Here is an 11,835-nt window from a genome sequence, read left to right on the forward strand (position 1 = left end):
GGGGGATAAGCATGTCACGCGTAGCTAAGAACCCCGTTAAGTTGCCATCCGGCGTCGAAGTCAAACTCGTCGGCCAGCAGCTTTCGGTGAAGGGTGCCAAGGGCACTCTGGAACTGAACATCCATTCGTCCGTTGAGATTGTTGAAGAAGCTGGTGAGCTGCGTTTCGCTGCTCGCAATGGCGATCAACAAACCCGCGCAATGGCAGGCACAACTCGTGCACTGGTTAACAACATGGTCCAGGGCGTAAGCCAAGGCTTCGAGCGTAAGCTCCAGCTGGTCGGTGTTGGTTACAAGGCGCAAGCAAAAGGCACGGTCCTGAACCTGGCACTTGGCTTCTCGCACCCGGTGGATTACGAATTGCCGAATGGCATCACCGCTGAGACCCCCAGCCAGACCGATATCCTGATTCGCGGTATCGATAAGCAGTTGGTTGGTCAAGTGGCCGCTGAGATCCGCGACTTCCGCCGTCCTGAGCCTTACAAAGGCAAAGGTGTGCGTTACGCGGACGAAGTCGTCCGCCGTAAAGAAGCCAAGAAGAAGTAGGGCATAGCAAATGACCGTCAAAAAAGTTACCCGACTGCGTCGCGCTCGCAAAGCACGCCTGAAAATGCACGAGCTAGAAGTCGTGCGTCTCTGCGTGCACCGCTCTTCGCAGCACATTTATGCCCAGGTCATTTCGGCCGACGGCAGCAAAGTCCTGGCAAGCGCCTCGACTTTGGACAAAGAACTGCGTGATGGCGCCACTGGCAACATCGACGCGGCCACTAAGGTTGGCAAGCTGGTCGCCGAGCGTGCAAAAGCCGCGGGCGTATCGCAAGTGGCTTTCGACCGTTCTGGCTTCAAGTACCACGGCCGTGTCAAAGCGCTGGCTGATGCTGCTCGTGAAGGCGGGCTGGAGTTCTAAGTTATGGCAAATAACGACCAAAAACGCGACGAAGGCTACATCGAGAAGCTGGTTCAAGTTAACCGCGTGGCCAAAACCGTAAAAGGCGGCCGTATCTTCACTTTCACTGCGTTGACCGTAGTCGGTGATGGTAAAGGGCGTGTTGGCTTCGGCCGTGGCAAGTCACGTGAAGTGCCTGCTGCAATCCAGAAAGCGATGGAAGCTGCTCGCCGCAACATGATCCAGGTGGATCTGAACGGCACTACTCTGCAGTACGCTATGAAGTCTGCCCATGGCGCTTCGAAGGTGTACATGCAGCCTGCTTCTGAAGGTACCGGTATCATCGCTGGCGGCGCTATGCGCGCAGTGCTGGAAGTTGCTGGTGTTCAGAACGTATTGGCCAAGTGCTACGGCTCGACTAACCCTGTCAACGTGGTTCACGCCACTTTCAAGGGTCTGAAGGGCATGCAGTCTCCTGAATCCATTGCCGCCAAGCGTGGCAAGCGTGTTGAGGAGATCATCTGATCATGGCTACCGTAAAAGTAACGCTGATCAAAAGCATGACCGGCCGCATCCCTAACCACAAATTGTGCGTTAAGGGTCTGGGTCTGCGTCGCATCGGTCACACTGTAGAAGTCCTGGATACTCCCGAAAATCGCGGGATGATCAACAAGGCTTACTACATGCTGCGAGTCGAGGGTTAATCGATGAAACTCAATGATCTGAGTCCAGCGCCGGGTTCCCGTCGCGAAAAGCATCGTCCGGGCCGTGGTATCGGTAGCGGTTTGGGTAAGACCGGTGGCCGTGGCCACAAAGGTCAGACCTCCCGCTCCGGTGGCACCATCGCTCCGGGCTTTGAGGGCGGCCAACAGCCGCTGCATCGTCGTCTGCCAAAATTCGGTTTCGTTTCCCTGAAAGCCATGGATCGCGCAGAAGTGCGTTTGTCCGAGCTGGCTAAAGTGGCAGGCGATATCGTAACTGTGCAGACCCTGAAGGATGCCAACGTGATTAACCAGAACGTTCAGCGTGTGAAAATCATGCTGTCGGGCGAAGTTACTCGCGCTGTCACCATCAAGGGTATCGCCGCCACCAAAGGTGCGCGTGCGGCTATCGAAGCAGCTGGCGGCAAGTTCGAGGAATAAATGGCTAAGCAAGGTGCTCTCTCAGCGCTCGGCAAAGGCGGTATGTCTGAACTCTGGGCTCGTCTGCGTTTTCTGTTCCTGGCGATTATCGTCTACCGAATAGGCGCACACATCCCGGTTCCAGGTATCAACCCGGACCGACTCGCAGAACTGTTTCGACAGAATGAGGGGACCATTCTTAGCTTGTTCAACATGTTTTCCGGCGGCGCGCTGGAACGGATGAGCATCTTTGCACTGGGGATCATGCCGTACATTTCGGCATCGATCATCATGCAGCTGATGACCGCCGTGAGCCCGCAGCTGGAGCAGTTGAAGAAGGAAGGTGAAGCTGGCCGTCGCAAGATTAGCCAGTACACCCGCTATGGCACCGTTGTCCTGGCTCTGGTTCAAGCTGTCGGCATGTCCGTCGGCCTGGCGAGTCAGGGTGTAGCGTTTTCTGGGGACCTTGGTTTCCACTTTGTGGCCGTAACCACCTTCGTGGCAGGTGCGATGTTCATGATGTGGCTGGGCGAGCAGATCACCGAACGCGGTGTCGGTAACGGTATCTCGATGTTGATTTTCGCAGGTATCGTCGCCGGTCTTCCGAGAGCAATCGGGCAGTCTTTCGAGTCTGCACGTCAGGGTGATATCAATATCTTCGCTCTGGTTGCGATCGGTTTGCTGGCAGTAGCGATTATCGGTTTTGTGGTGTTCATTGAGCGTGGTCAGCGTCGTATTGCTGTTCACTACGCCAAGCGTCAGCAGGGCCGTAAGGTCTTTGCTGCGCAGACCAGCCACTTGCCGCTGAAAGTGAACATGGCTGGTGTGATTCCGGCCATTTTTGCGAGCAGCATTTTGCTGTTCCCGGCTTCGCTGGGTTCCTGGTTTGGTCAGTCTGAAGGTCTGGGCTGGTTGCAGGACATCTCGCAGTCGATCGCTCCTGGTCAGCCGTTGAATATTCTGCTGTTTAGTGCAGGGATTATTTTCTTCTGCTTCTTCTATACGGCGTTGATGTTCAATCCGAAAGACGTAGCGGAAAACCTGAAGAAGTCCGGTGCCTTTATTCCGGGCATCCGTCCAGGCGAGCAGTCGGCGCGCTACATTGATGGCGTTCTGACTCGTTTGACCATGTTCGGTGCTCTTTATATGACGGCCGTGTGTCTGCTTCCCCAGTTTCTGGTGGTCGCGGCAAACGTACCGTTCTACCTTGGCGGGACCTCGTTGCTGATCGTGGTCGTGGTTGTGATGGACTTCATGTCCCAAGTGCAATCTCACCTCGTTTCGCACCAGTATGAATCCCTGATGAAGAAAGCCAACCTGAAGGGCTACGGTGGCAGCGGCGGTATGCTGCGCTGAAGCACCCCTAAGGTTCGAGGAGTTGGTGATGAAAGTTCGTGCATCGGTGAAAAAGCTGTGCCGTAACTGCAAGATTATTCGCCGCGAAGGTGTTGTTCGAGTAATTTGCAGCGCGGAACCACGTCATAAGCAGCGCCAAGGCTGATTGTGATTTGTGCTTAAGCCCAGCAGCTAGTGCGCTGCTGGGTTGATTATTTGTTACTACAGCGATATTATCTCGCGCCCTATTTCTTGGCTTCCGGGGCGTAGGTAGCTGTCAATTGGAGTCCCACTGAATGGCCCGTATTGCAGGCGTTAACATTCCAGATAACAAGCATACTGTTATCTCGCTGACCTACATCTATGGTGTTGGTCGCACCACTGCACAGAAAATTTGTGCAACCACCGGGGTTAACCCGGCGGCGAAGATCAAAGATCTGAGCGACGAGCAGATTGAACAGCTGCGTGGCGAAGTGGCGAAGTTCACCACTGAAGGTGACCTGCGTCGCGAAATCAACATGAAAATCAAGCGCTTGATGGACCTGGGCTGCTACCGCGGTCTGCGTCATCGTCGTGGTCTGCCAGTACGCGGTCAGCGTACCAAGACCAACGCGCGTACTCGCAAAGGTCCGCGTAAGCCGATCCGCAAGTAATCGCTCCAGCGCAACGACAGGAATTTAGTCATGGCAAAACCTGCTGCTCGTCCTCGTAAAAAAGTTAAAAAGACAGTGGTTGATGGCATCGCCCACATCCACGCGTCTTTTAACAACACAATCGTCACCATTACCGATCGTCAAGGTAACGCTCTTTCTTGGGCTACCTCCGGCGGTTCGGGTTTCCGTGGTTCCCGCAAGTCCACGCCGTTCGCTGCTCAGGTAGCTGCTGAACGTGCTGGTCAAGCTGCGCTGGAATACGGTCTGAAGAACCTCGACGTCAATGTCAAGGGTCCAGGCCCAGGTCGTGAATCCGCTGTCCGTGCATTGAACGGCTGTGGCTATAAGATCGCCAGCATCACCGACGTGACGCCAATCCCGCACAACGGGTGCCGTCCGCCGAAGAAGCGCCGCGTGTAATCCAGGAGACTGTAAGAAATGGCTCGTTACATTGGTCCAAAATGCAAACTTGCTCGTCGTGAAGGCACCGATCTCTTTCTGAAGAGCGGCGTTCGCGCTATCGAATCCAAGTGCAACATCGAAGCAGCTCCAGGCATCCACGGTCAGCGCCGCGGTCGCCAGTCCGATTACGGTACTCAGCTGCGTGAAAAGCAAAAAGTCCGTCGTATCTACGGCGTTCTCGAGCGTCAGTTCAGCGGCTACTACAAAGAAGCCGCCGGCAAGAAAGGCGCAACAGGTGAGAACCTGCTGCAGCTGCTCGAATGCCGTCTGGACAACGTTGTATACCGCATGGGCTTCGGCTCGACTCGTGCCGAATCCCGTCAATTGGTTTCGCACAAGTCTGTTAGCGTCAACGGCAAAACCGTTAACGTTCCTTCTTACCAGGTTCGTGCTGGCGACGTTGTTGCTATCCGCGAAAAGGCTAAGAACCAACTGCGTATTGTCCAGGCTCTCGATCTGTGTGCCCAACGTGGCCGCGTAGAATGGGTAGAAGTAGACACTGAGAAGAAATCGGGCGTTTTCAAGAACGTACCAGCTCGCAGTGATCTATCCGCCGACATCAACGAAAGCCTGATTGTCGAGCTCTACTCCAAGTAAGGGCTAGAAAATAGGTGCATCCATGCAGATTTCGGTAAATGAGTTCCTGACACCCCGCCATATTGATGTGCAGGTTGTCAGTCCAACCCGCGCCAAGATCACTCTCGAGCCTCTCGAGCGTGGTTTTGGCCATACCCTGGGCAACGCGCTACGTCGCATTTTGTTGTCCTCCATGCCCGGCTGTGCAGTAGTCGAGGCCGAGATTGACGGTGTACTCCATGAGTACAGCGCCATCGAAGGTGTACAGGAAGACGTCATTGAAATCCTGTTGAACCTTAAAGGTCTGGCTATCAAGCTGCACGGTCGAGACGAAGTTACGCTGACCTTGTCGAAGAAGGGTTCGGGGGTGGTTACCGCTGCCGATATTCAGCTGGATCATGATGTCGAGATCGTTAACCCCGATCACGTAATCGCTAACCTGGCGTCTAACGGCGCCTTGAACATGAAGCTCACCGTAGCTCGTGGTCGTGGTTATGAGCCGGCAGACTCGCGTCAAAGCGATGAAGACGAAAGCCGCAGCATTGGTCGCTTGCAGCTTGACTCTTCGTTCAGCCCGGTTCGCCGTATCGCATACGTGGTGGAAAACGCCCGTGTCGAGCAGCGCACTAACCTGGACAAGCTGGTTATTGATCTGGAAACCAACGGTACCCTGGATCCTGAAGAGGCTATTCGCCGCGCTGCAACCATCCTGCAACAGCAGTTGGCTGCGTTCGTCGATCTCAAAGGCGACAGCGAACCAGTGGTAATCGAACAGGAAGACGAGATCGATCCGATCCTGCTCCGTCCGGTTGACGATTTGGAACTGACTGTACGTTCGGCTAACTGCCTTAAGGCGGAGAACATTTACTACATTGGTGACCTGATTCAGCGCACCGAAGTAGAACTGTTGAAAACTCCGAACCTTGGGAAGAAGTCTTTGACTGAGATCAAAGACGTTCTGGCCTCCCGTGGTCTGTCCCTCGGCATGCGCCTCGACAACTGGCCGCCGGCAAGTCTTAAGAAGGACGACAAGGCTACGGCCTGATCGTCGTAATCACCGAACGCGAGTTTGGTAAGGAATGAACCATGCGTCATCGTAAAAGTGGACGTCACCTGAGCCGTACCAGCTCTCACCGCAAAGCCATGTTTCAAAACATGGCGGTGTCGCTGTTCGAGCACGAGCTGATCAAGACTACCCTGCCGAAAGCCAAGGAACTGCGCCGCGTTGCCGAGCCGCTGATCACCCTGGCTAAGGAAGATAGCGTTGCTAACCGTCGTCTGGCTTTCGACCGTACTCGTTCGAAAGAAATCGTCGGCAAGCTGTTCAACGATCTGGGCAAGCGCTATGCAACCCGTCAGGGCGGCTACCTGCGTATCCTCAAGTGCGGTTTCCGCGCTGGCGACAACGCGCCTATGGCGTACGTCGAGTTGGTTGATCGTCCTGTCGGTGGCTCTGTAGAAGCCGCTGAATAAGACATCAGTTTGAACAGAAAACCGGGCCCAGTGCCCGGTTTTTTGTTGTCTGGAATTGATAAAGCCTATCGGCCTTTAATAATCAATAAATTTGCTGATGTAACGCTTTCGAATAATACTCTCGCTCAAGCTGATTAACCGGCTATATAAAGCCTGAGGAAGAGAGTGCATGACCCTGAAGACGCTTACGACCGCCAGTGGCGCGCCAGTCGCCGATAACCAGAACTCTCGTTCTGCTGGGCCGCGGGGTCCTTTGCTGCTGGAAGATTTCCACCTGATCGAGAAGCTCGCTCACTTCAACCGCGAGAACATCCCTGAGCGTCGCGTACACGCCAAAGGTTCGGGAGCTCATGGTACGTTCACCGTCACCCGGGACATTACTCAGTACACCAGCGCCGATTTGTTCAACGCTGTTGGCAAGCAGACGCCGATTTTCATTCGCTTCTCCACCGTAGGGGGCGAGCGTGGCTCTGCGGACACCGAGCGTGATCCACGCGGCTTTGCGGTGAAGTTCTACACGCAGGAAGGAAACTGGGACATCGTAGGCAACAACACGCCGGTGTTTTTCATTCGCGACCCACTGAAGTTTCCTGACTTCATCCACACTCAGAAGCGTCTTCCGCAGACCAACCTGAAAAGCCCGCAGATGATGTGGGATTTTTGGTCGCACTCGCCTGAAGCGCTGCACCAGGTCACCATCCTGTTCTCGGATCGCGGCATTCCTGACGGCTATCGCCATATGCACGGGTTCGGCAGCCACACCTACAGCCTCATCAGCGCCAATGGCGAGCGTCACTGGGTCAAATGGCACTACAAGAGCAAGCAGGGCATCAAGAACCTCACGCCTGAGGACGCGGCGCGCATTGCGGGCACTGATCCGGATTATGCTCAGCGTGATCTGTTCACCGCGATTGAGCAGGGCGACTTTCCGAAATGGCAGGTGTGTGTTCAGCTGATGACCGAGGCTCAGGCCAACCATCATCACGAAAACCCTTTCGACGTGACCAAGACCTGGTCGCAGAAGGAGTATCCGCTGATCGAAGTGGGCGAGCTTGAGCTCAATCGCAATCCACTCAACTACTTCGCTGAAGTTGAACAGGCCGCGTTTGGACCAAGCAACATGGTGCCAGGCGTCGGTCTTTCGCCAGACCGCATGCTCCAGGGCCGCGTGTTTGCTTACGCCGATGCGCACCGTTATCGCGTGGGCACCAATCACCAGCAATTGCCGATCAATGCGCCGAAGAATCCCGTCTACAGCTACCAGCGTGACGGCTCGATGGCGTTCGGCACCAACGGTGGTGCAGAGCCTAATTACGAGCCAAACAGCTACTCCGACGCTCCCAGGCAGGATGCGCGTTATGCCGAGCCGGCGCTTGCATTGAGCGGTACCGCCGATCGTCATGATCATCGCGTCGACGGCGATTACTACAGTCAGGCGGGCAAGCTTTTCAACCTGATGAACGCCGATCAAAAAGCGCTGTTGATCAACAATATTGCCGGTGCGATGGCTGGCGTATCCAGCGACGTGGTTCAGCGCCAGCTGCAGCACTTCTACAAAGCCGACTCCGCTTACGGTGAAGGCATTGCCGATGCTTTGGGTGTAAAACTGGGCTGAGTCTAAGTGAGAAACAGAACCGCCCTCATTTGGGCGGTTTTTCGCTTCTGGATGGCGTGAAATCGACGCTTTTTATCGGATTATTGCGTTTTTCCGAGTGACCTCTCGCGACGCTTGGTTCAAACTATCGCCTTTAAAGCAGGAGATCTGGTGCGATGCAAGGCCATCCAGAAGTAATCGATTATCTGAACACATTGCTCACTGGCGAACTGGCGGCTCGTGACCAATATTTCATCCACTCGCGCATGTATGAAGATTGGGGCTTCGCGAAGCTCTATGAGCGCATCAATCACGAGATGGAAGAAGAGGCGCAACACGCCGACGCGCTGATGCGTCGTATCCTGATGCTTGAAGGTACACCGCGCATGCGTCCGGACGATCTGGATGTCGGCACCACGGTGCCCGAGATGCTCGCCAGCGATCTTCGCCTCGAGTACAAGGTTCGCGCTGCGCTGTGCAAGGGCATTGCGCTCTGCGAGCTGCATAAGGACTACATCAGTCGTGACATTCTTCGTGTTCAACTGGCTGATACCGAAGAAGACCACACTTATTGGCTGGAACAGCAAATGGGTCTGATCAAGTCCATCGGCTTGCAGAATTACTTGCAGTCGCAGTTCTGATCCCGCGCCCGCTGGCATAAAAAAGCTCCTGCACGTACGTGACAGGAGCTTTTTTTCGTTTCGACTTCGAGTCAGCCGGGTCTGGCCTGAGCCAAACCCGTCTCACACCGGCACTTATCAGGCCTTGTCGCGTATCAACAAAGGCTTGAGGTAGTGACCGGTGTAGGACTGCTTCATCTCGGCGACCTGTTCCGGCGTGCCGGTTGCGATGATCTGTCCACCTCGCGAGCCGCCTTCCGGTCCCAGATCGACCAGCCAGTCCGCCGTCTTGATGACGTCCAGGTTGTGCTCGATCACGACCACCGTGTTGCCGTGGTCGCGCAGACGGTGCAATACATCGAGCAGTTGCTGGATATCGGCGAAGTGCAGACCTGTGGTCGGCTCATCAAGGATGTACAGCGTCTTGCCGGTGTCGCGCTTGGACAGCTCACGCGACAGCTTGACCCGCTGGGCCTCGCCACCTGATAGCGTTGTCGCCGACTGGCCCAGCTTGATGTAGGAAAGCCCCACATCCATCAGGGTTTGCAGCTTGCGCGCCAGCGCCGGAACCGCATCGAAGAACTCCCGGGCTTCCTCGATGGTCATTTCCAGCACCTCGTGGATGCTCTTGCCCTTGTATTTGATCTCGAGCGTTTCGCGGTTGTAGCGCTTGCTCTTGCACACATCGCACGGCACGTAGATGTCCGGCAGAAAGTGCATTTCGACCTTGATCAGACCATCGCCCTGGCAGGCTTCGCAGCGACCGCCCTTGACGTTGAACGAGAACCGCCCAGGACCATAGCCACGTGAGCGAGACTCCGGCACGCCGGCAAACAGTTCACGAATCGGCGTGAACAGCCCGGTGTACGTCGCCGGGTTGGAACGAGGCGTGCGACCGATGGGGCTCTGGTCGATGTCCACAACCTTGTCCAGATGCTGCAGGCCGTTGATGCTGTCGTGAGTGGCCGCCTCAAGGGTCGTCGCACCATTGAGTGCCGTGGCGCTGAGAGGGAAGAGGGTGTTGTTGATCAGCGTCGATTTGCCCGAGCCGGAAACACCGGTCACGCAGGTCAGCAGGCCAATCGGAATTTCCAGATTGACGTTTTGCAGGTTGTTGCCGCGCGCGCCTTTAAGCGTGAGCGAAAGCTTCTTGTTGCGAGGCGTACGCTTGGCCGGGACTTCGATCTTCACTCGGCCCGACAGATACTTGCCCGTCAACGAGTCAGGATGCGACATCACTTCATCCGGCGTGCCTTCGGCGACGATATGCCCGCCATGCACACCGGCACCCGGGCCGATGTCCACCACGTAATCGGCCAGACGAATTGCGTCTTCGTCATGTTCGACCACGATCACCGTGTTGCCGATGTCGCGCAGGTGCTTGAGCGTGCCAAGCAGACGATCATTGTCGCGCTGATGCAGACCGATGGAGGGTTCGTCGAGGATATACATCACCCCGACCAGACCGGCACCAATCTGGCTGGCCAGACGAATACGCTGGGCTTCACCGCCGGACAGCGTATCGGCGCTGCGATCCAGGGTCAGGTAATCCAGACCGACGTTGACCAGAAACTGCAGACGCTCACGGATTTCCTTGAGAATCTTGTCAGCGATTTCGCCACGTCGACCGGTCAGCTTCAAGGTGTCGAAGTACTCGGTGGCATCGCCAATCGGCAGGTTTGTCACTGCAGGCAGGGTCTTTTCGCCGACCCACACATGACGTGCCTCGCGACGTAGACGCGTACCGCGGCAGTCAGGGCAGGGCTGGGTGCCGAGGAATTTGGCCAGTTCTTCACGAACCGTCGCTGATTCGGTTTCCCGATAACGACGCTCCAGATTCGGCACGATGCCTTCGAACGGGTGGGCCCGCTTGACGATATCGCCGCGATCATTCAGATAGCGGAAATCGACATTCTGCGAGCCGCTGCCGTTGAGCAGAATTTTCTGCTGATCGGCAGGCAGCTCTTTGAACGGCACTTCCAGGCTGAAGCCGTAGTGCTTGGACAGCGAGCCCAGCATCTGGAAGTAATAGACGTTTCTTCTGTCCCAGCCGCGTATCGCGCCTTCGGCCAGCGTCAGTTCGGCGTTGACCAGTCGCTTGATGTCGAAGAACTGCTTCACGCCCAGACCATCACAGGTCGGACAGGCACCTGCCGGGTTGTTGAACGAGAACAGCTTGGGTTCCAGTTCGCTGATGGCATGGCCGCAGATCGGGCAGGCGAAGCGCGCGGAGAAGATGGTTTCTTCGCCAGGCTCGTCGTCCATAGGCGCAACCAGCGCGATGCCGTCTGCCAGCTTCAGCGCGGTTTCGAATGATTCAGCCAGACGCTGTTGCAGGTCTGCACGCACCTTGAAGCGGTCGACGACCACATCAATGGAGTGCTTCTTCTGCTTATCGAGCTTGGGCAGTTCATCCAGCTCGCACAGCTTGCCGTTGACCCTGGCTCGCACGAAGCCTTGGGCTCGCAGCTCCTCGAAGACCGAAAGGTGCTCGCCCTTGCGTTCGCGAATGACAGGCGCCAGCAACATGAGCTTGCTGCCTTCTGGCTGTGCCAGGACCAGATCGACCATCTGGCTGACGGTCTGGGCTTCCAGCGGAATATCATGGTCCGGGCAGCGTGGCTGACCCACCCGCGCATACAGCAAGCGCAGGTAGTCGTAGATTTCGGTAATGGTCCCCACGGTCGAGCGCGGGTTGTGGGACGTCGATTTCTGCTCGATGGAGATTGCAGGCGAGAGGCCTTCAATGGTGTCGACGTCGGGCTTTTCCATCATCGACAGGAACTGTCGGGCATACGCCGAGAGCGACTCGACGTAACGCCGCTGCCCTTCGGCATAGAGCGTGTCGAACGCCAATGATGATTTACCAGAGCCGGACAATCCGGTGATAACGATCAGCTTGTCGCGTGGAAGAGTCAGGTCGATGTTTTTCAGGTTGTGGGTTCGAGCCCCACGAATCAGGATCTTGTCCAAAATGGCCTCGCACGGCGGGCGTCGAAAACGTAGGAGTATACGGATAAATACTGGATGGATACACACTATCCACCGGCTTTACAGGCAGAGATGAAGACTCTGTCATGTAAACGCGTCAAAGCGTCGCGATATACCCCGTCAAT

At 56.0% G+C, this 11,835-nt stretch carries 15 protein-coding genes; 14 read left to right on the plus strand and 1 reads right to left on the minus strand.

Annotated features, from left to right (window positions below):
- Positions 1–11 precede the first annotated feature (11 nt).
- From rplF to bfr, 14 genes are all read left to right on the plus strand, one after another.
- Positions 12–545, plus strand: coding sequence for a 50S ribosomal protein L6 (gene rplF, locus BUB69_RS26400; protein ID WP_003369019.1), 534 nt, complete (start codon positions 12–14; stop codon positions 543–545).
- Between the two features lie 10 nt (positions 546–555).
- A complete protein-coding gene (gene rplR, locus BUB69_RS26405) occupies positions 556–906 on the plus strand; it encodes a 50S ribosomal protein L18 (protein WP_002555473.1) in 351 nt (116 codons plus the stop codon).
- A gap of 3 nt (positions 907–909) precedes the next feature.
- Complete coding sequence (rpsE, locus tag BUB69_RS26410; protein ID WP_024687031.1) at positions 910–1,410, plus strand: 30S ribosomal protein S5; 501 nt, start codon at positions 910–912, stop codon at positions 1,408–1,410.
- 2 nt (positions 1,411–1,412) lie between these two features.
- Entirely contained in the window at positions 1,413–1,589 is a 177-nt protein-coding gene (rpmD, locus tag BUB69_RS26415; protein WP_003186033.1) for a 50S ribosomal protein L30, read from the plus strand.
- A 3-nt stretch (positions 1,590–1,592) separates the two neighbouring features.
- Complete coding sequence (rplO, locus tag BUB69_RS26420; RefSeq protein WP_024687030.1) at positions 1,593–2,027, plus strand: 50S ribosomal protein L15; 435 nt, start codon at positions 1,593–1,595, stop codon at positions 2,025–2,027.
- A complete protein-coding gene (secY, locus tag BUB69_RS26425; RefSeq protein ID WP_004883689.1) occupies positions 2,028–3,362 on the plus strand; it encodes a preprotein translocase subunit SecY in 1,335 nt (444 codons plus the stop codon).
- Positions 3,363–3,390: 28 nt separating this feature from the next.
- Complete coding sequence (gene rpmJ, locus BUB69_RS26430; protein WP_002555468.1) at positions 3,391–3,507, plus strand: 50S ribosomal protein L36; 117 nt, start codon at positions 3,391–3,393, stop codon at positions 3,505–3,507.
- 130 nt (positions 3,508–3,637) lie between these two features.
- Complete coding sequence (rpsM, locus tag BUB69_RS26435) at positions 3,638–3,994, plus strand: 30S ribosomal protein S13 (protein WP_004883692.1); 357 nt, start codon at positions 3,638–3,640, stop codon at positions 3,992–3,994.
- Between the two features lie 30 nt (positions 3,995–4,024).
- The gene (gene rpsK, locus BUB69_RS26440) at positions 4,025–4,414 is read left to right on the plus strand and encodes a 30S ribosomal protein S11 (RefSeq protein ID WP_002555466.1); all 390 of its coding nucleotides are present in this window, start codon (positions 4,025–4,027) and stop codon (positions 4,412–4,414) included.
- 18 nt (positions 4,415–4,432) lie between these two features.
- Positions 4,433–5,053: a 30S ribosomal protein S4 gene (rpsD, locus tag BUB69_RS26445; RefSeq protein WP_002555465.1), complete on the plus strand. Its 621-nt coding sequence runs from the start codon at positions 4,433–4,435 to the stop codon at positions 5,051–5,053.
- 22 nt (positions 5,054–5,075) lie between these two features.
- A complete protein-coding gene (locus BUB69_RS26450) occupies positions 5,076–6,077 on the plus strand; it encodes a DNA-directed RNA polymerase subunit alpha (protein ID WP_003176403.1) in 1,002 nt (333 codons plus the stop codon).
- 41 nt (positions 6,078–6,118) lie between these two features.
- Positions 6,119–6,505 carry a 50S ribosomal protein L17 gene (gene rplQ / locus BUB69_RS26455; protein WP_002555463.1) on the plus strand — a complete coding sequence of 129 codons (387 nt, stop codon included), beginning with the start codon at positions 6,119–6,121 and terminating at the stop codon, positions 6,503–6,505.
- Between the two features lie 169 nt (positions 6,506–6,674).
- The gene (locus BUB69_RS26460; protein WP_073172723.1) at positions 6,675–8,120 is read left to right on the plus strand and encodes a catalase; all 1,446 of its coding nucleotides are present in this window, start codon (positions 6,675–6,677) and stop codon (positions 8,118–8,120) included.
- Between the two features lie 155 nt (positions 8,121–8,275).
- On the plus strand, positions 8,276–8,740 hold the full coding sequence (gene bfr, locus BUB69_RS26465) for a bacterioferritin (protein WP_073172727.1): 465 nt from the start codon (positions 8,276–8,278) through the stop codon (positions 8,738–8,740).
- 117 nt (positions 8,741–8,857) lie between these two features.
- On the opposite strand, the gene uvrA is transcribed toward bfr, so the two are convergent.
- The gene (gene uvrA, locus BUB69_RS26470) at positions 8,858–11,692 is read right to left on the minus strand and encodes an excinuclease ABC subunit UvrA (protein ID WP_073172731.1); all 2,835 of its coding nucleotides are present in this window, start codon (positions 11,690–11,692) and stop codon (positions 8,858–8,860) included.
- Positions 11,693–11,835 lie beyond the last annotated feature (143 nt).

This window comes from Pseudomonas asturiensis (genome assembly GCF_900143095.1).
GTDB lineage: Bacteria > Pseudomonadota > Gammaproteobacteria > Pseudomonadales > Pseudomonadaceae > Aquipseudomonas > Aquipseudomonas asturiensis.